Source organism: Ruegeria sp. AD2(2025) (genome assembly GCF_056542385.1).
Genome location: NZ_JBQFZS010000001.1, coordinates 504,855 through 520,661, shown reverse-complemented (window position 1 = coordinate 520,661; position 15,807 = coordinate 504,855). Strand labels below are relative to the sequence as shown.

16 protein-coding genes are annotated in these 15,807 nt (G+C 60.9%); 4 read left to right on the top strand and 12 right to left on the bottom strand.

Annotated features, from left to right (window positions below):
• Positions 1 to 201: 201 nt before the first annotated feature.
• Positions 202 to 2,892, top strand: coding sequence for an aconitate hydratase AcnA (gene acnA, locus ACR1XV_RS02535; RefSeq protein ID WP_480528716.1), 2,691 nt, complete (start codon positions 202 to 204; stop codon positions 2,890 to 2,892).
• 145 nt (positions 2,893 to 3,037) lie between these two features.
• Entirely contained in the window at positions 3,038 to 3,739 is a 702-nt protein-coding gene (locus ACR1XV_RS02530; protein WP_480528714.1) for an SDR family NAD(P)-dependent oxidoreductase, read from the top strand.
• Here the strand turns inward: ACR1XV_RS02530 and ACR1XV_RS02525 are convergent.
• From ACR1XV_RS02525 to yajC, 10 genes are all read right to left on the bottom strand, one after another.
• On the bottom strand, positions 3,734 to 4,276 hold the full coding sequence (locus ACR1XV_RS02525) for a DsbE family thiol:disulfide interchange protein (RefSeq protein ID WP_480528713.1): 543 nt from the start codon (positions 4,274 to 4,276) through the stop codon (positions 3,734 to 3,736). The two genes, ACR1XV_RS02530 and ACR1XV_RS02525, sit on opposite strands and share 6 nt — an antisense overlap.
• Positions 4,269 to 4,427, bottom strand: coding sequence for a heme exporter protein CcmD (gene ccmD / locus ACR1XV_RS02520; protein WP_480528712.1), 159 nt, complete (start codon positions 4,425 to 4,427; stop codon positions 4,269 to 4,271). Before ccmD ends, ACR1XV_RS02525 begins: the two co-directional genes overlap by 8 nt.
• On the bottom strand, positions 4,424 to 5,197 hold the full coding sequence (locus ACR1XV_RS02515) for a heme ABC transporter permease (protein WP_480528711.1): 774 nt from the start codon (positions 5,195 to 5,197) through the stop codon (positions 4,424 to 4,426). The genes ccmD and ACR1XV_RS02515 overlap by 4 nt, the downstream gene beginning before the upstream one ends.
• A 62-nt stretch (positions 5,198 to 5,259) precedes the next feature.
• Entirely contained in the window at positions 5,260 to 5,916 is a 657-nt protein-coding gene (gene ccmB, locus ACR1XV_RS02510) for a heme exporter protein CcmB (RefSeq protein WP_480528710.1), read from the bottom strand.
• Positions 5,913 to 6,527, bottom strand: a complete 615-nt coding sequence (gene ccmA, locus ACR1XV_RS02505) for a heme ABC exporter ATP-binding protein CcmA (protein WP_480528709.1) — start codon at positions 6,525 to 6,527, stop codon at positions 5,913 to 5,915. The genes ccmB and ccmA overlap by 4 nt, the downstream gene beginning before the upstream one ends.
• Positions 6,528 to 6,671: 144 nt before the next feature.
• Positions 6,672 to 7,025 carry an Mth938-like domain-containing protein gene (locus ACR1XV_RS02500; protein WP_480528708.1) on the bottom strand — a complete coding sequence of 118 codons (354 nt, stop codon included), beginning with the start codon at positions 7,023 to 7,025 and terminating at the stop codon, positions 6,672 to 6,674.
• A gap of 9 nt (positions 7,026 to 7,034) precedes the next feature.
• A complete protein-coding gene (locus tag ACR1XV_RS02495) occupies positions 7,035 to 7,781 on the bottom strand; it encodes a sulfite exporter TauE/SafE family protein (RefSeq protein WP_480528707.1) in 747 nt (248 codons plus the stop codon).
• Complete coding sequence (gene secF, locus ACR1XV_RS02490) at positions 7,774 to 8,742, bottom strand: protein translocase subunit SecF (protein ID WP_480528706.1); 969 nt, start codon at positions 8,740 to 8,742, stop codon at positions 7,774 to 7,776. The genes ACR1XV_RS02495 and secF overlap by 8 nt, the downstream gene beginning before the upstream one ends.
• A gap of 1 nt (position 8,743) precedes the next feature.
• Positions 8,744 to 10,405: a protein translocase subunit SecD gene (gene secD, locus ACR1XV_RS02485; protein ID WP_480528705.1), complete on the bottom strand. Its 1,662-nt coding sequence runs from the start codon at positions 10,403 to 10,405 to the stop codon at positions 8,744 to 8,746.
• Positions 10,406 to 10,438: 33 nt separating this feature from the next.
• On the bottom strand, positions 10,439 to 10,723 hold the full coding sequence (gene yajC / locus ACR1XV_RS02480) for a preprotein translocase subunit YajC (protein ID WP_480528704.1): 285 nt from the start codon (positions 10,721 to 10,723) through the stop codon (positions 10,439 to 10,441).
• A 202-nt stretch (positions 10,724 to 10,925) separates the two neighbouring features.
• Between yajC and ACR1XV_RS02475 the strand changes: the two genes are divergently transcribed.
• A complete protein-coding gene (locus tag ACR1XV_RS02475; RefSeq protein ID WP_480528703.1) occupies positions 10,926 to 12,590 on the top strand; it encodes a mechanosensitive ion channel family protein in 1,665 nt (554 codons plus the stop codon).
• A 72-nt stretch (positions 12,591 to 12,662) separates the two neighbouring features.
• A complete protein-coding gene (gene serS, locus ACR1XV_RS02470) occupies positions 12,663 to 13,955 on the top strand; it encodes a serine--tRNA ligase (protein WP_480528702.1) in 1,293 nt (430 codons plus the stop codon).
• A 51-nt stretch (positions 13,956 to 14,006) separates the two neighbouring features.
• Here serS and ACR1XV_RS02465 read toward each other — a convergent pair whose 3' ends face one another.
• Positions 14,007 to 14,585 carry a helix-hairpin-helix domain-containing protein gene (locus ACR1XV_RS02465; RefSeq protein ID WP_480528701.1) on the bottom strand — a complete coding sequence of 193 codons (579 nt, stop codon included), beginning with the start codon at positions 14,583 to 14,585 and terminating at the stop codon, positions 14,007 to 14,009.
• Between the two features lie 82 nt (positions 14,586 to 14,667).
• Complete coding sequence (locus ACR1XV_RS02460; RefSeq protein ID WP_480528700.1) at positions 14,668 to 15,654, bottom strand: fatty acid desaturase; 987 nt, start codon at positions 15,652 to 15,654, stop codon at positions 14,668 to 14,670.
• Positions 15,655 to 15,807: the final 153 nt, after the last annotated feature.

The following is a 15,807-nucleotide window of genomic DNA, read 5'->3' as shown; positions in this document are numbered from 1 at the left end:
TCCAAAGGTCTAATCGGGAATCACATAAACCACCAATCAAGGTTTCTTGAGAGCCGGGCAGCGGAATTTCGCAAAAATGTGTGCAATGGTATACAAAAATTGACGCAGGGGGCCTGTTGGACCTTGAACCAGCGTCGCTGGTGATGCAGATACCCCTCAGCGAATCCCATATTCCACGTCATTTGAGAGGGAGGCCATAAGATGCCCATCAAAGTCGGACAGGATACCGCCAAGACACGCCGCAGCCTGAGCGTGAATGGCAAGTCCATTTCCTATTACTCGATCCCCGCCGCGCAAGAGGCCGGTCTGGGTGATTTCTCGAAACTGCCCGCCGCGCTGAAAGTGGTGCTGGAAAATATGCTGCGGTTCGAGGATGACGGATTCTCGGTCTCGGTCGACGACATCAAGGCTTTTGCCGAATGGGGCGCGAACGGCGGTAAGAACCCGCGCGAAATTGCGTATCGCCCTGCCCGCGTGCTGATGCAGGATTTCACCGGTGTTCCGGCGGTTGTTGACCTCGCCGCGATGCGTGACGGCATCAAAGGGCTGGGTGGTGACGCCCAGAAGATCAACCCGCTGAACCCGGTTGATCTGGTCATCGACCATTCGGTCATGATCGACGAATTCGGCAACCCGCGCGCGTTCCAGATGAATGTGGACCGCGAATATGAGCGGAACATGGAACGCTACCAGTTCCTGAAATGGGGCCAGAACGCGTTCAACAACTTCCGCGTTGTGCCCCCCGGCACCGGCATCTGCCACCAGGTGAACCTTGAATATCTGGCCCAGACCGTCTGGACCGACACCGACCAGAGCGGTGAAGAGGTCGCCTATCCCGACACGCTGGTCGGCACCGACAGCCACACCACCATGGTCAACGGCATGGCCGTTCTGGGCTGGGGTGTTGGCGGGATCGAGGCCGAGGCCGCGATGCTGGGTCAGCCGATCTCGATGCTGATCCCCGAGGTTGTCGGTTTTGAGCTGACCGGCGATCTGGTCGAAGGCACCACTGGCACCGACCTTGTTCTGAAGGTTGTCGAGATGCTGCGCGAAAAGGGCGTTGTCGGCAAGTTCGTCGAGTTCTACGGCGAAGGTCTGGACCGTCTGCCGCTGGCCGACCGTGCCACCATCGCTAACATGGCCCCCGAATACGGCGCGACCTGCGGCTTCTTCCCGATCGACGGCGAGACCCTGCGCTACCTGCGCAATACCGGTCGGGACGAGGATCGTATCGCCTTGGTCGAAGCTTATGCCAAGGAAAACGGCTTCTGGCGCGATGCGGATTATGCGCCGATCTACACCGACACGCTCTCGCTGGATATGGGCACCATCGTCCCCGCGATCTCGGGCCCGAAACGCCCGCAGGATTACGTTGCGCTGACCAATGCCAAGGCCGCTTTCACCAAAGAGATGGAAGAGACCTTCAAACGTCCCATGGGCAAGGAAGTCGCCGTCAAGGGCGAGGAATATACCATGGAATCGGGCAAGGTCGTGATCGCCTCGATCACATCCTGCACCAACACGTCGAACCCCTATGTGATGATCGGTGCCGGTCTGGTGGCACGCAAGGCCGCGGCGTTGGGCCTGAACCGACAGCCTTGGGTCAAGACCTCGCTGGCACCGGGCTCGCAGGTTGTGAGCGCCTACTTGGAAGCCGCAGGCCTGCAAGAGGATCTGGACAAGGTTGGCTTTAACCTTGTGGGGTATGGCTGCACCACCTGCATCGGTAACTCCGGCCCCATTCAGGCTGAACTGTCCGAGGCGATTGCCGAGGGCGATCTGGTCGCCACGTCGGTTCTGTCGGGCAACCGTAACTTTGAAGGCCGGATTTCGCCGGATGTGCGCGCCAACTATCTGGCCTCACCGCCGCTGGTTGTCGTTTATGCGCTGGCAGGTACGATGGATATTGATCTGACGTCTGAGCCGATTGGTCAGGACAAGGACGGTAACGACGTCTACATGAAAGACATCTGGCCGACCCAGCAAGAGGTTGCGGAACTGGTCGAACAGACCGTGACGCGTGAAGCGTTCCAGTCGAAATATGCCGATGTCTTCAAGGGCGACGAGAAATGGCAATCGGTTGAAACCACCGACGCCGAAACCTATGACTGGCCGCCGACCTCGACCTATATCCAGAACCCGCCCTATTTCCAGGGCATGGGGACCGAGCCCGGCACGATCTCGAATATCGACGGCGCCAAGGTTCTGCTGATCCTGGGCGACATGATCACGACCGACCATATCTCGCCCGCAGGCTCATTTGCGACGACCACTCCGGCCGGCAAGTATCTGGTTGACCGTCAGGTGCAACCGCGCGAGTTCAACTCGTATGGCTCGCGCCGTGGCAATCACGAGATCATGATGCGCGGCACCTTCGCCAACATCCGCGTCAAGAACGAGATGCTGGACGGTGTCGAAGGCGGCTACACCAAGGGCCCCGATGGCGCGCAGTCCTCGGTCTATGAGGCGTCGATGGCCTATCAGGAACAGGGCACCCCGCTGGTCGTCTTTGGTGGCGAACAGTATGGCGCGGGGTCTTCGCGTGACTGGGCCGCCAAAGGAACCGCTCTGCTGGGCGTCAAGGCGGTGATCGCCGAGAGCTTTGAGCGTATTCACCGGTCGAACCTGGTTGGCATGGGTGTGATCCCGTTCGAATTCACCAGTGGGGATACCCGAAAGTCGCTGGGTCTGACGGGGGACGAGACCGTCTCGATCCACGGGCTGGATACGATCCAGCCGCTGCAGGAGGTACCCTGCACCATCGTCTATGGCGACGGGACCGAGAAGACCATCACCTTGAAATGCCGCATCGATACCGCGCCCGAGATCGAATATATCGAAAACGGTGGCGTGCTGCATTACGTGCTGCGGAATCTGGCCAAGGCAGGCTAACGCCGCATTGGTTGAGAGGTTTGAAAGGACGCCTTCGGGCGTCCTTTCTTTTTTGCGAGGCTCTGCCTCGCGCTCCGAAGTATTTTTGAACAGAAGAAGTTGAAGCTGTGCGGTTTTCCGGGTCTGGTGAAACTGGGAGGCGCTCATGGACAAGGTGGCATTGGTGACAGGTGGGGCGCGGGGTATTGGCCGCGCCATTGTCGAGGATTTGAGCCGCGATCATCTGGTTGCATTTACGTGGCTTTCGACCGAGCCCGTGCCCGAACTGCTGCGTGGCGAGAATTTGGCGATCCGCTCGGATCTGGCTGCGCCGGGTCAGGCAGAGGCGGTGATCGCGCAAGTGATAGAGCGGTTTGCACGGCTTGATGTGATCGTCAACAATGCCGGGTTGGTGCGGGCGACGCCGAAAGAGGCGTTTCAGGCAGATGCGCATCGCGCCATTCTGGACCTGAACTTGCTGGTGCCTGCGGCCCTGCTGGCGGCCGCCTTGCCGTATCTGCAGAGAGAAGCCGCGATTGTCAGCATCTCGTCGATGAATGCGGTGTTGCCGCCCCGCGACGCGGTCACCTATGGGGCCAGCAAAGCGGCGTTGAACCTGTGGACCCGCGCCATGGCCAAGGAGTTGGGGCCGGAGGGGATACGCGTCAATGCGGTGGCCCCGGGCGCAATCAACATTCCAGAAGCGCCGCGATCGGACGAGCTGACAGAACTGTTCGTAAAGGACACGGCCCTGGGCCGGGCGGGACGGCCCGAGGATATCGCCAAGGCGGTCAGGTTTCTGGCGTCCGATGCGGCGTCATTTGTCACCGGTGAGGTTCTGGCTGTCACCGGTGGCTATCGCTTATGAACCGCCCGCAGCTTTCTCGAGCGCGGGGCGGATCGTGTTCTCGATGACGCGCTGGGTGATCGGCCCGGCGAAGCGCAGGAGGATCGTGCCCTCTCCGTCGATCACATAGGTTTCGGGCACGCCGTAAACGCCCCAATCGAGGCCCATGCGGCCTTGTTCGTCCCGCCCGATGCCAGTGTAGGGATCGCCGAGCTCGGTTAAGAAGGCCTCGGCATTGTTCAGCTTATCTTTGTAGTTGATGCCGTAGACGGGTATGCCTTCGTCCGACAGGGCCTGCAGATTGGGGTGTTCGACGCGGCAGGGCGCGCACCAGCTGGCCCAGTAATTGACCAGCTTGACCTGACCATCGCGCAGGGTGGCATCGTCAAAGCCCGGTTTGCCGGCGAATTCGGTCAGAACCACGGGCGGCGCGGGTTGTCCTTCGCGCGCCGAGGGCAGCGCGTTGGGGTCATCGCGGAACATGCCGATCCCGGCCAATACCGCAAAGGCTCCGAAGATCAGAGGCGGTGCGATCATGAGGGGTGATATCTTAGCCATGGCGTGACATCCGTTGTTCGACCTTCTCCATCTCGGCCCGCACTTTGCGCCCGCGCAGGATACTGAACGCGACCAGAGCCACTAGCAAGACGATCGAGGCCGCGTAGGACGACAAGACGGTATCGGCGTATTTTCCAAGATCGGGGATCATCCGTTAACCCTTTCCCGCGCCAGCAGGGCCTTGATCCGGCGGGCACGGATTTCCGTGCCGGTGCGGTAGAAGACAAGCGCGATGAACAGAAGCACGAAGCCGATGATGCACAGAAACAGCGGGTAGAAGTAGATATTGCTGACCTTTTCTTCGGTATCCGTACCGGTGACCGCAGCGGCGCGCATCACCGATGCGCCCTGATGCAGGCCTTGGTTCCAGAAATTCACCGCATAGCGGCTGAGCAGCGCAAAGACCGAGCCCACGAGGCAGAGGACCGCGGTCAGATCGGCCGCCGTGTCGGGGTCTTCGATAGCCTCCCACAGCGCGACATAGCCCAGATAGAACAGGAACAGGATCAGGAACGAGGTCAGGCGCGGATCCCAGGCCCACCAGGTGCCCCACATGGGCTGACCCCAGATTGCGCCGGTTGCCAGCGCAATCAGCGTCATGACGATGCCGATCGGCGCAGCCGCGCGGGCAGCGAGCGCGCTTACATGGTGACGGCGGACCAGCCAGACCAGCGAGGTGGCCAGCATCATCAGCCAGCAGTTGATCGCCATCAACGCTGCAGGCACATGCAGGTAGATGATTTTGACGGTCGAGCCCTGTTTGTAGTCATCGGGGGTGAAGAAGAATCCCCAGATCAACCCGACCACCAGACAGATCGCCGAAGTGATCCAGAAAAACGGCAAGGCCCGCTCGGTCGTGGCGAGGAATTTGCGCGGATTGGCGTATTCCCAGAGGGCGTTGGCTTTGGCTGCGATTGACATGGGCCCTATCTAGTCCGAGTCGGTGTGGTTCTCAATTGACCTCGGTCAATCTTTGTTCCCCGTCACCTAAGATTGATACGCAGAACGGCGGCGCTGGCGAAAGGCAACAGCGCGACCGTGGCGGCGGTGATCCCGGCCAGCATCAGCAGCGGGGTTTGCGTCTCCATCCCTGTGGCGCCGCGGCGGGCGACCTCGGCCCCGAAGATCAGGGTTGGGACATAAAGCGGCAGGACCAGCAGCGACAGCAGCAGGCCGCCGCGTTTCAAGCCCACGGTCAGGGCTGCGCCGAAGGTGCCGATGACGCTCATGGCCGGGGTGCCGATCAGCAGCGAGATGACCAACCAAGAGAAGCCGGGAACGGGCAGGTTCAGCAGAACTCCCAGAAACGGAGCTGCCAGCACCAGCGGCAGGCCGGTGGTCAGCCAATGGGCCAGTGCCTTGATCGTCACCACCGCCTCGAGCGGCAAGGGCGCGGTGGCGAGCAGGTCGAGCGAGCCGTCCTCCCAGTCCAGCGCCAGCAGGCGGTCGAGCGACAGCAGGCAGGCCAGCAGCGCGCCTAACCACAGCACGCCGGGGGCGATGGTCGACAGCAACGAGGATTGCGGACCGACCGAAAAGGGCACCAGCACGGTCACGATCAGGAAGAACGCGAGGCCAAGGCCGAACCCTCCGCCCGCGCGGAGGGCCAGTTTCAGGTCACGCAGCAGCAGGGCGATCACAGGAAACCTCCGTCGAAATCGTCGATGGGTTTGGGTTTGGCCTTGTTGGGGCCGACGTCCAGAACCTCTCCGTCAAGGCCCAGGTCGATATGGGTGGCGATCAGGGCGGACCCGCCCTGCCCCAGATGCGCGCGGACGGAATCGGCGAACATCTGCACGGCGTTCTTGTCCAGCGAAACGGTCGGCTCGTCCAGCATCCAGACGGGGCGGCCCGTCACCAGCATCCGCGCCAGCCCGAGGCGGCGCTTTTGCCCGGCCGAGAGGTTCCCCGCGTGGCGATCCACCAGTTCGTTCAGGGCAAATGCGTCAAGCGCGGATTGGATATCGTGGGTCCCGAAAACCGAGGCCCAGAAGTTGAGGTTCTCGACCACGGTGAGCGTGGGTTTCAGCCCGTCGGAATGCGAGGCATAGGCGATCTGATCCTCGGCCCCATCGATCTGCCCGGCCAACGGTGGCTGCAGCCCGGCCAGCGTGCGCAGCAGGGTTGTCTTGCCAATGCCATTGGGGCCACGCAGGATCAGCGCGCGCCCGGGTTCGAGCGAGAAGCTTAGCCCTTCGAGCACGGGAACGCCGCCGCGGGCGATGGCCAGATCGGTTACTTTCAATGTCATGCTGCCCGCTTAGCGGATTGTGGGTGTCGGCAAAAGGTCGGAAATGCCGCAGAGTGGCGGTGTTGGTTTTTGTGGCGAGGTTGGAGCGAGGGGCCAGCCCCTCGCGCTCCCCGGGATATTTTTAGCCAGATGAAGATTGGATCCTTAGGCGGGGATCAGGGCGAGCGCGACGCGGCGGCCTTCGGAGAGCAGCACGTTATAGGTGCGGCAGGCGGCGGGGGAGTTCATGATTTCAACGCCGATGCCCGCCTCGTCCAGCTTTGTGCGCAGGGTGGCTGGGATATGAGTAAGATCTTTGCCGGTGCCGATGAAGAGGACGTCGATGTGATCGGACAAAGCGAGCAGCGGGCTTTCGTCGGTGTAGCCGCCCCAAACAGTGGTTCCTGTGGGGCCGGTCAGCACCGAGCCTTGGTGGACCTGGCCACCGATGCGAAAAAATCCGGGTCCGTAGCCGTCGATGGGTTGGGCGTTTGTGTAGGTGATCTCGTTCAGGCGCATGGTGGGGTTTTAACCCCAAAGCGGAAGGCCGGACAAGGCTGCGGATGCGATCACCAGATAGGCGGTTGCGCGATAGAGTTTCTCGCGCTCGGGGCGGAACATCCAGCCGCCCAGCCCGTTGCCTGCCATGTTGGGGATGGCAAGCATCAGCCCGATCCCGACAGCTGGCAGGGTGACGCGCCCCATGCCAGCGAGATAGCCGAGGATCAGGAAGTCGAAGGCGAACAGGAACAGCAGGATCGTGGCGCGAATGACAGCGACTGGAAGTGGGCGGGACATATAGAACAGGATCACCGCTGGGCCCGGTATTCCGGCGACGCCTCCGAGGAAGCCCGCGGCCCCGCCGATGGCTGTGACCATGCCCCGGCGAACCGCGCCGCGATACCGCAGCCCCAGGATCAACGCCGCCAGCATCGACAGCGAGATCAGGCTGACGAGATAGCGAAACAGCACCGGGTCCGAGCGGGTGAGCAGCCAAAGGCCGACAGGCAGGACCAGGGCGCATCCCCACAAAAGGCGCGCGAGATCGCCCTTTTCAACCACGGCCCATGCGCGGCGCAGGTTCGGCAGCGGGCCAAAGATGTCCATGATGGTCAGCGCGATGATTGCCCCGAAGGGGCCTAGGTGGGGGCTGGCGAGCGGTAGGAAGATCAGAGCCGTGCCAAAGCCGGAAAACCCGCGCACAAGGCCGCCGACAAAAGCGGCCAGAATGATTACGGCCAGACCGGTTGGGGTCTGGCCGAAAAGATCAGGCATCAATATTGGCGAACTGGTTGCCCGCCGTGTTCGACGGTTTGGACCAGTCGCGTTTGACTCCCAGCCACAGCAGGATGGTCGAGGCCACGAAGACCGACGAATAGGTTCCGACGATCACACCCCAGATCATCGCGAAGACGAAGCCTCGGATGACGTCTCCGCCCAGCACATAGAGCGAGATCAGCGCCAGCAGCGTGGTGACCGAGGTCATGACCGTTCGACTGAGCGTTTCGTTGATCGAGATGTTCAGGACCTCTTTGAGGTCTTTCTTTTTGTATTTGCGCAAGTTCTCACGGACCCGGTCAAAGACGACCACGGTATCGTTCAGCGAATAGCCCACGATGGTCAGAAGCGCCGCGATGATGGCCAGATCGAAACGGATCTGCAGTTCCGAGAAGATGCCGATCGTCAGGATCACGTCATGCACCAGCGCAGCCACAGCCCCCAGGGCAAACTGCCATTCGAAGCGCAGCCAGATGTAGACAAGGACGGCTCCGATAGCCAAGGCCACGGCGATGACGGCGGTTTGGATCAACTCGCCCGACACCTTGGGGCCAACGGATTCGACGGACACGAACTGGATATCGGGGGCGGCGGTGCTGAGCGCATCTTCGACGGCGGTGATGGTGCTGGCGGCAACGGCCTCGGCGTCGTCCTGCGCCTGAATGCGGATCATGGCGACATTTTCATCAGGTCCGAAGGTCGGGTCGAAGATCTCGGTGATGGTGATGTCGCCCAGCTCCAGCGGCGCAATGGCGTCGCGGTAGGCACCGACGTCGATCTGTTGGGTGCTTTGGGTGCGGATCGTGGTGCCGCCGCGGAAGTCGATGCCGAAGTTCAGCCCCTGCAGCAGGAACGAAGTGAAGGCGATCACCATCATAAGGCCAGAGATGCCCAGCCAGACTTTCCAGCGGCTGAAGAAGTCGAACGAGGTGTTTTGCGGTACGAGTTTCAGTCTCATGTCAAACCTCGATCATTTTCGGACGACGGCGTTCGAACCACATCACGATCATCAGGCGCGTCACGAAGATCGCGGTGAAGACCGAGGTCAGAATGCCCAGACCCAGAGTGATGGCGAACCCGCGTACCGGGCCGCTGCCCATGGCAAACAGGATCGTTGCGGTGATGAATGTGGTCACGTTGGCGTCCAGAATGGCCGACAGCGCCTTTTCATAGCCCAGTTCGATGGCCCGTGCGGGACCTTTGGCGGATTTCAGTTCCTCGCGGATACGTTCAAAGATCAGCACGTTGGCGTCCACGGCCATTCCGACCGTCAGAACGATGCCAGCGATGCCCGGCAGGGTCAGCGTCGCACCGATCAGCGACAGCAGGCCGAACAGTAGCCCGACGTTCAGGATCAGCGCAATATTGGCAAAAAGACCAAACAGGCCATAGCTAAGCGCCATGAAGACCAGCACGGCGGCGAAGGCCACCATGGTTGCGACTTTGCCCGCGTCGATGCTGTCCTGTCCCAGTTCGGGGCCGATGGTGCGTTCTTCGAGGAAGTCCAGGCCCGCCGGCAGCGCACCCGCACGCAGCAGAACGGCCAGATTGGTGCTTTCCTCGACGGTGAAATTGCCGGTGATGATGCCCGACCCGCCAGGGATATGGCTTTGGATCACGGGGGCCGAGATGACCTCGGCATCTAGCACGATGGCAAACGGTGCGCCGATGTTTTCCAGCGTATAGTCGCCAAACTTGCGCGCGCCGGAGGTGTTGAACCGAAAACTAACCGCCGGGCGGCCATTCTGGTCGAACGAGGGCTGGGCGTCCACCAGTTCCTCGCCGGTGACGACGGGGGCCGATTCCAGCGTGTAATACACGCCGCTTTCGTCAATCGAAGGTACGATCTTTTCACCCACGCCCGGCACCGCGTCCGGGTCAGAGCCACGGCCCACCACCGGGTTGAAGGTCAGCTGAGCGGTGGTGCCGATGATCTCTTTCAACTCACCCGCGCTGCCGATACCGGGGACCTGAATCAGAATACGGTCTGCACCCTGACGCTGAATGGTGGGTTCGCGGGTGCCGACCTCGTCGATCCGGCGCCGGATGATTTCAAGAGACTGACGCACGGTGCGGTCGTCTGAGGCCAGCTTTTCGGCCTCGGACAGTTGCACCACGATCTCGTCGCCATCGGCGCGGGCCTCGATATCGGTGGCGCCCACTCCGGTCAGGGTCTGCACCTGACGGGCCAGACCGCGGACGACCTCCAGCGCGCGGGACATGCCGTCGGGCTGGCTGATCTTCACGCGAATCTCGTCCGGGGCCGAGGGTTGTTTGCGAATGGTGCCGACCGTGGCGCGCTCATCCCGCAGGGCGTCGCGGATTTCGGGCCACATCGCCTCCATCCGGGATTCGTAGACGTCGCCGACCTTGACCTCAGCCAGCAGATGCGCGCCGCCGCGCAGGTCAAGGCCCAGATTGACCAGCGAAGATGGCAGCCAGTTGGGCCATTGCCCGGCCTCGGCCTGCATTTCGGGGGTGTCGATGCCAAGCTCGATCGCGGCCTTGGCATCGTTGGATTGTTCGACGCGCGTATAAAACGCATTTGGCAGGGCCAAGAGCAGGCCGATCACGCAGACCGACCAGATCAGAACCCGCTTCCAGGTATCAATTTGCAGCATTACCCTGCCTTTTCAAGGGATTGTCGCGCGAGGTTACTTCGCCGGTTCAGTCTTGTTCAGAACCTGTGCGATGGTGGCCTGCACCACACGCACCTTGACGCCTTCGGCGATCTCGACCTCGACCTCGCCGTCGTCCTTGACCTTGGCGACCTTGCCGATCAGGCCACCTTGGGTGACCACCTGATCCCCGCGGCGCAGCGCCTCGACCATCGCCTTGTGTTCTTTCATCTTTTTCTGCTGCGGACGGATCAGCAGGAAATACATGATCGCAAAGATCAGGATGAGGGGGAGAAACTGGGCGAATGCGCCACCTTCCATGGGATATTCCTTTGTTCTGATGCTGCAGAGGGCTCTCTGCAAATTTGGCGGGAACCTATGCCCTGAACCGGGCGTTTGCAAGCAAAGGCGGCACGGGAATCTCCACTGGACCGGCATCGGCACCCACGGATGCCGTCAAGCGTTGCAGATATGCCCTAGGAACCAGCCCCAAAGCGGATATAGTCAACAGACAGGAGGACCTATGACGCCGATCTTCAAGCCCTTCCGTTTGCTGCCTTATTTGCTTTGGGCCGTGGTCTTGATCTGCGGGTTTTCCCCGCTGGCCGTCGCGCAGGACACCGCGGGTGAAGCCGTCGAAACTCCAGCCGAAGACAGCGATATTTTCAAGGCCCCCGTGATTGTCGACGGGGATACCCTGTTCCATCTGCGCGGCTCAAGCGCCCTGCCGGCGTCCGAGCGTGCCGAAGGGGTTCAGGACAAGATCATCGAGATTGCCGAGTCGTCGGACGACCCCACGGTCGATATCAGTTTCGAGGAAACCGAGTTCGGCACCTGGGTCATGGCTGATGGTGAACGGGTGTCGATCGTCACCGATGCGGATGCCGATCTAGATCAGATGGACCGCAGCGTCGTCAGTGTCCTGCACGGCAACGCGATCCGCGACTCCATCGAGTCCTACCGCGCCAATCGCACCGAGCAGGCGCGCGTCTCCGGCGCCATCGAGGCCGCAGGCTGGACCATCGGGTTCGGCCTGTTCATCCTGATCATCCTCTGGTTGCACCGCCGGGTCCGCCGGCGGACGTTGCGGTTTGTCCAGCGCCACCTGAAAGAGGTCGAAACCGCCACCGCCAAGAGCGTACAAGCCGAAGCCATCGCCGCGCTGGTGCGTTATGGGCTGAATCTGGTTCTGCTGGTCGTCTTTTTCCTGGGCTTTTACTATTATCTGTCCTTCGTCCTGCTGGCCTTTGCCGAAACCCGCTATTTCGCGCAGCTTCTGCTGACTTATCTGACCGAGCCGGTGCTGCTGATCTTTCGGGGCGTCATCAGCTATATCCCAAACCTGATCATGCTGGGGCTGATCACCTGGATCACGCTTTATATCATCAAGGGGATGCGCGTGTTCTTCGACGCGGTCGAGGCCGGCACGTTCGAGATGCGCGATTTCGAAAGCCACTGGGTCAACCCCACCTTCAACATCGCCCGCGTCGTGGTCATCCTGATCGCGCTGGTCTTTGCGGTACCCTACATTCCGGGCTCGGATTCGGCGGCGTTTCAAGGGCTGACCATTCTAGTGGGCGCAATGCTGTCGCTGGGCGCGAACTCGGTCGTGTCGAACATGCTGGCGGGGCTGTTCGTGATCTATCGCCGGTCTACCTCGATAGGGGATCGTATCCAGATCGGCGACCATATCGGCGACGTGGTGCAGATAAAGCTGATGGAGACGCATCTGAAATCGATCAAGAACGAGCTAATCTCGATCCCGAACGCGCAGTTGATGAATTCGGATGTGGTGAACTTCTCGAAGAAAACCGATGGCAGCGGGTTGCTGCTGCACACCACCGTGGGCATCGGCTATGAGGAACCGCCCGAGAAGGTCGAGGCAATGCTGATCGAGGCGGCCCATCGCACCAAGGGCATCAAGGCCAAGCCGGAACCCTTTGTTCTGTGGACCGCTTTGGCAGACTACGCCATCAACTATCAGATCAATGGCTACACCACGCGGGGCAGCATCATTCCGAAAATCCGATCAGACCTGCATCGCAATATCGTGGCGGTCTTCAACGAGAACAACGTGCAGATCATGACGCCCTCGTATATCGCCGACCCGCCCGAGCCGAAGATCCCGGCAGAGGGTTGGGATGGCCATCTGGCGCATGAAACGCACGAGGGCGACGATAAGTCGTAACCGGTGCTACACCCTGACATTAAGATGGTGCATAAGCGGTTTCAGTGATTCACGCATTCAAGGATCTGAGACATGCACGACATCCGCGCCATTCGCGAAAACCCTGCCGCCTTCGACGCCGCCCTCGCGCGCCGTGGGGACGCGCCGGTGTCGTCAGACCTGCTACGGCTGGACGAAAGCCGCCGCGCCAAGATTCTGGCCGCCGAAACCGCGCAGGCCGAACAGAACAAAGCCTCGAAAGAAGTAGGTGCTGCCAAGGGCCGCGGCGACGAGGCTGAGTTCGAGCGCCTGCGCGCTCTGGTCGCCGAGAAAAAGGCCGAGATCGCGCAGATGCAGAATGAGGCCAAGGATCTGGACGCTCTGCTGACCGACCAGCTGATCCGCATCGCTAACCTGCCTGCTGACGACGTGCCCGAAGGTGCGGATGAGGAAGACAATGTCGAGGTTTCGCGCTGGGGCACCCCGCGCGCACTGGATTTTGCACCGAAAGAGCATTTCGAGATCGAAGCCGTTCAAAACGGTATGGATTTCGAAACGGCTGCCAAGCTCTCTGGCTCGCGGTTTGTGCTGCTGTCCGGCGGTGTGGCGCGCATTCACCGCGCGCTGGCGCAGTTCATGCTGGACACCCACATCAACGAGAACGAACTGACCGAGGTGAACGGCCCGGTTCTGGTTCTGTCGGAAATGATGCAGGGCACCGGCCAATTACCGAAATTCGGCGAAGACAGCTATCAGACCCGCGAAGGCTGGTGGCTGATCCCGACCTCCGAGGTTTCGCTGACCAATATCGTCAACGACACGATGATCGACGAAAGCTACCTGCCCCGCCGCTATACCGCGCATTCGCTCTGCTTCCGGTCCGAGGCTGGATCGGCCGGTAAAGACACCCGTGGGATGCTGCGTCAGCACCAGTTCGAAAAGGTCGAGATGGTCTCGGTAACCCACCCGGACAAATCCGACGACGAACAGAAGCGTATGCTCCGCTGCGCCGAAGGTATACTGGAAAAGCTGGGCATCCCCTATCGCACCGTGATCCTGTGCACTGGCGACATGGGCTTTGGCGCGCGTCGGACTTTCGACATCGAGGCATGGCTGCCCGGTCAGGACACGTACCGCGAGATCAGCTCGGTCTCGACCTGTGGTGATTTTCAGGCCCGCCGCATGAACGCCCGATTCCGCCCCGAAGGTGGCGGCAAGCCGGAATATGTGCATACGCTGAACGGCTCGGGGCTTGCGGTCGGGCGTTGCCTGATTGCTGTGCTGGAAAACGGTCAGAATGCGGATGGCACGGTTACCCTGCCCGACGTTCTGGCCCCCTATCTGGGCGGCAAGCTGACGCTGCAGACCGACGGCACCTTGGCATAAGAAGACCGGCACCTGCGGGTGCCGGTCGGATTGAACGAGGCGGAGAAGGTGTTACTTCTTCGCCTTTTTCTTATCCTTCTTCTTGGCGGATTTCTTGTCAGACTTTTTGTCCGACTTCTTGTCTGCCTTCTTCTTTTCGGCCTTTTTCTTGCCGCCAGATTTGGACTTTTTGTCCTTCTTGGCTTTCTCTTTGACCTTTTCCTTGGCCTTCGAGAAAACGGCCTCCATCTCGGATTTCTTGCGGGCCGCTTTCTCGGCCTTCGCCTTGGCCTTGGCTTTTTTCTTCGCCTTTGCCTCAGCCGCCGCCAGCTCTGCCGCAGCGCGTTCTTCGGCAGCCTTGCGCTCGGCCTCGGCCTTTTTCGCGGCGGCAGACTTGCGCGCAGGCGTCCGGCGCGCCGGGGGCTTCCGGGCCGGCGCACGGCGCGCAGGAGCCTTGGCCGGGGTCGGCTTGACCACAGCCTCGTTCGCGGCGGCAATCAGAATAGCGGCCCGGGCAACACCGATACGCGGCACTTTCACCAGATCTTCGGGTTTGGCCTTCGCAACAGCCTCGGCGGTTTTGAAGCCGTTCGCGCTCAGCGCCTGTGCCAGCGCCTGTCCTACGCCACGCACATCGGTAACTGCTGTCATCACGGGTCCTTTCCTGTCATCTCGCATATACGCATATACGCGGCATATACGCCCTGACAAGAGCGTCAGCCGCGCGGCCCGATCAGCCGCTCTGTGCCAAACCTTGCTCTTGCGGGCGCTTGGGGAACGGGACCAGACGTTTCGCCTCTTCATCCCACAGCTTTAGGTTCAGCGCCGCAACCGCCTCGGGGAACTTGATCCGACGCGGCGTGTATTCGGGCGGCAGGTCATAGTGGCACGCGCGCAGCCGGTAGGACGGGATACGCGCGTTGAAATGGTGGATGTCGTGCAATGTGATGCAGGCCACCGCATTATCGAACCACCACCCAAAATCCAGCGCCGAGGACCCCTGCAGCGCGGCCAGCTGCGGATCGAGATCGGGACGGCGATCCCAATAGGTGTCCTCGAAATTATGCTGCAGATAGACAAGGAACACGCCCAGCATCCCGCCCAGCAACGAGAAGACCAGCCAGACCAGAATGCCCGTGGACCCCGCGATCAGATAGAGCAGCCCCAGAAACACAATGATCGACAGATTATGCAGCAACACGCCCTTCACGCCGAAGCGAATGGTGTTCTTGGGCCAGCGATAACGGATGAAATAGGTAAACAGCGCGCCCACAGGCACAAGGATGAACGGGTTCCGGTAAAGACGGTAAAACAGGCGCTTTTTCCAATCCGCCTCATTCCATTCGCGCAGCGTCATGGTGTGGATTTCACCGGTCTCGCGGTGTTCGAGGTTGCCGATGCCCCCATGGTGCAGATTATGGTTCTGCTTCATCACCTCGAACGGTGCAAAGGTGAACGGAGACAGGCCGTGGCCTGCCCATTCATTCTGCGCCCGCGTCTCAAACAGCGAGTGATGCCCGCAATCATGTTGCAGCACATAGAGACGCACGGCAGAGAAGGCAAAAACGACCCCCGCCGGGATCATGATATACCAGCGATCCACATAGACGATCGCCAGCGTCAGCGATGCGAAATACACCGCAAAGGTCCCGAAATAGCTGAGTGCGGCCAGCCGGTTATCCTGCACCGCGTATTGCCTTGTGTATTCCCTCAGATCCATCGCGCCCGCTCCCCAGGGTGGTCCGGTTATGTACTGTTGCAAAATGATATGCGGGCAACCCGCAAACAAGCCGCGTGCGAAAACAAATGCACGCAGTTGAATGCTAGCGCGGGGAACGGGGGCTGTCACGCCCCCTGTCTGAAAATGCTGAAA

Excerpts from the sequence above, each read along its gene's own strand:
- ccmA (WP_480528709.1), bottom strand. The coding sequence starts at position 6,527 with ATGACATTGAAAGTAACCGATCTGGCCATCGCCCGCGGCGGCGTTCCC.
- ACR1XV_RS02525 (WP_480528713.1), bottom strand. The coding sequence starts at position 4,276 with ATGGCTAAGATATCACCCCTCATGATCGCACCGCCTCTGATCTTCGGA.
- ACR1XV_RS02460 (WP_480528700.1), bottom strand. The coding sequence starts at position 15,654 with ATGGATCTGAGGGAATACACAAGGCAATACGCGGTGCAGGATAACCGG.
- ACR1XV_RS02475 (WP_480528703.1), top strand. The coding sequence starts at position 10,926 with ATGACGCCGATCTTCAAGCCCTTCCGTTTGCTGCCTTATTTGCTTTGG.
- secD (WP_480528705.1), bottom strand. The coding sequence starts at position 10,405 with ATGCTGCAAATTGATACCTGGAAGCGGGTTCTGATCTGGTCGGTCTGC.
- ACR1XV_RS02500 (WP_480528708.1), bottom strand. The coding sequence starts at position 7,025 with ATGCGCCTGAACGAGATCACCTACACAAACGCCCAACCCATCGACGGC.
- ACR1XV_RS02465 (WP_480528701.1), bottom strand. The coding sequence starts at position 14,585 with ATGACAGCAGTTACCGATGTGCGTGGCGTAGGACAGGCGCTGGCACAG.
- ACR1XV_RS02495 (WP_480528707.1), bottom strand. The coding sequence starts at position 7,781 with ATGCCTGATCTTTTCGGCCAGACCCCAACCGGTCTGGCCGTAATCATT.
- ACR1XV_RS02530 (WP_480528714.1), top strand. The coding sequence starts at position 3,038 with ATGGACAAGGTGGCATTGGTGACAGGTGGGGCGCGGGGTATTGGCCGC.
- acnA (WP_480528716.1), top strand. The coding sequence starts at position 202 with ATGCCCATCAAAGTCGGACAGGATACCGCCAAGACACGCCGCAGCCTG.
- ccmD (WP_480528712.1), bottom strand. The coding sequence starts at position 4,427 with ATGATCCCCGATCTTGGAAAATACGCCGATACCGTCTTGTCGTCCTAC.
- yajC (WP_480528704.1), bottom strand. The coding sequence starts at position 10,723 with ATGGAAGGTGGCGCATTCGCCCAGTTTCTCCCCCTCATCCTGATCTTT.
- ACR1XV_RS02515 (WP_480528711.1), bottom strand. The coding sequence starts at position 5,197 with ATGTCAATCGCAGCCAAAGCCAACGCCCTCTGGGAATACGCCAATCCG.
- secF (WP_480528706.1), bottom strand. The coding sequence starts at position 8,742 with ATGAGACTGAAACTCGTACCGCAAAACACCTCGTTCGACTTCTTCAGC.
- serS (WP_480528702.1), top strand. The coding sequence starts at position 12,663 with ATGCACGACATCCGCGCCATTCGCGAAAACCCTGCCGCCTTCGACGCC.